We start from the raw sequence: 1,347 nt of genomic DNA, 5'->3' as shown, positions 1-1,347 counted from the left end.
CCGACTGAAGCAAGGGACAACGCCAAGTCTCTTTGGATCACACTCGCCGGATGCTCGTCATACGCCAGGGCGTACCCAAAGCGCTCTGCCAAGGCAGAAATATTGCCATTGGCAAGGAGTTGAAGTGCCTCGGCACCGTACGCGGCCAAGGATGCTTCATCTAATTGGCTACCGGAAACCTGCATGAGCGGCCTAACGCCWGAGTTAAGCCGCACCGCGGAGCGGTGTCGGCTTGAATGACTTGTTAGACGTTGTACCTGGATCTGACGGCCTGCACGATGGTCTTCGCTTCGGCTTCATCGACCCCCGCGCCCACATTTATGGTCGACGCGCCATAGTCGAACGCGATTTGACCGCCGGCAAGCCCCCAAGCACCAAGCCCTCTGTTTCCTTGAAAAACGCTCGGCGCCGGTACCGCGCGCATGTCCTTCACGTGCATTAGGTCGTAGGTCTTGGTAAGCCCGAATGGCCCGATGGCTCGCCGGTAGGTGAATTTGCCAGAACCAAATCGCAGAATTTCGCGGCCCGCGACGTTCCATAGCCAGGTCAGAGCCGCGAATGCACCACCAACTGTCCATCCGAGAAGCCAAAACGCTAGAAAGCCGACCTCCTGCCCTTTTGGCTCTGCAAGCGAGCGGATTGCAGACGTTTCGCCGAAAAACCAACCACCAAGCCAAGCGAACAAGAACAAGATGATGAACACGTTCTTCTTCGACGGGATGACGACTTGTAGGCCACCAAGCTCGCTCGACACCGTCGCTCGGCCTTTTGAAACTTCAACAATGCCCATTGCTCCCCCGCAAACGTCTAACGCCTGAGTTAAGCCGAGCCACGAAGTGGCTTCGGCTTGAATGAATTGTTAGGGGGCAGACCGCTGACCGCGGCCGCCACCCATCCAAATGATTGCAGTAATAACAATCGCAGACAGAATGGCCGCCTGCAACGGAAGCGAGCCCATCTCGAGAAATGAACCGAGAAAACCCAGTCTAGGGAAGAGTCGATGGAGCGGAGACAGCCAGATGGCGAATGCCAGCAATGCCTCAATGGGAACTACTGCAAGCAACCACAACGCAGACTTTGGCGCGGAAGCGAGCAAGCGCCACTGAAAGACTGCGGCCAAAGCGAAGACTGGCAGCCAGAACGACACGAGCAGGGCCGTCAGTTCAAGTGGCGTGATGTACTCCATCCCAACCTCGCCCCTAACGCCTGAGTTAAGCCGCATCGCGGAGCGGTGTCGGCTTGAATGACTTGTTAGGCCTAGTGTCGTGACCGGAGCCGAGAACTGCCGCCGGAAATGTCCTAGACCTTCCCCGGCCCGAAATGTATCAGCTTGCGGAGGCCTGTGAA

General features: G+C 57.3%; 3 protein-coding genes. All 3 read right to left on the bottom strand.

The annotated features are described in order from the left end of the window. On the bottom strand, positions 1-185 hold a 185-nt coding region (locus AC1DER_RS17175; protein WP_477358201.1), incomplete at its 3' end, for a hypothetical protein. Positions 186-244: 59 nt separating this feature from the next. Further along, the gene (locus tag AC1DER_RS17170; protein WP_477248550.1) at positions 245-790 is read right to left on the bottom strand and encodes a hypothetical protein; all 546 of its coding nucleotides are present in this window, start codon (positions 788-790) and stop codon (positions 245-247) included. A gap of 69 nt (positions 791-859) precedes the next feature. Then, the gene (locus AC1DER_RS17165; RefSeq protein ID WP_477248552.1) at positions 860-1,186 is read right to left on the bottom strand and encodes a hypothetical protein; all 327 of its coding nucleotides are present in this window, start codon (positions 1,184-1,186) and stop codon (positions 860-862) included. Between the last annotated feature and the right edge of the window lie 161 nt (positions 1,187-1,347).

It is taken from the genome of Lysobacter sp. 05T417 (assembly GCF_056396405.1).
This window is presented reverse-complemented; position numbering and strand designations above follow the sequence as displayed.

What these genes read in the sequence shown, in the direction of transcription:
- AC1DER_RS17170 (WP_477248550.1), bottom strand. Translation starts at nt 790, where the DNA reads ATGGGCATTGTTGAAGTTTCAAAAGGCCGAGCGACGGTGTCGAGCGAG.
- AC1DER_RS17165 (WP_477248552.1), bottom strand. Translation starts at nt 1,186, where the DNA reads ATGGAGTACATCACGCCACTTGAACTGACGGCCCTGCTCGTGTCGTTC.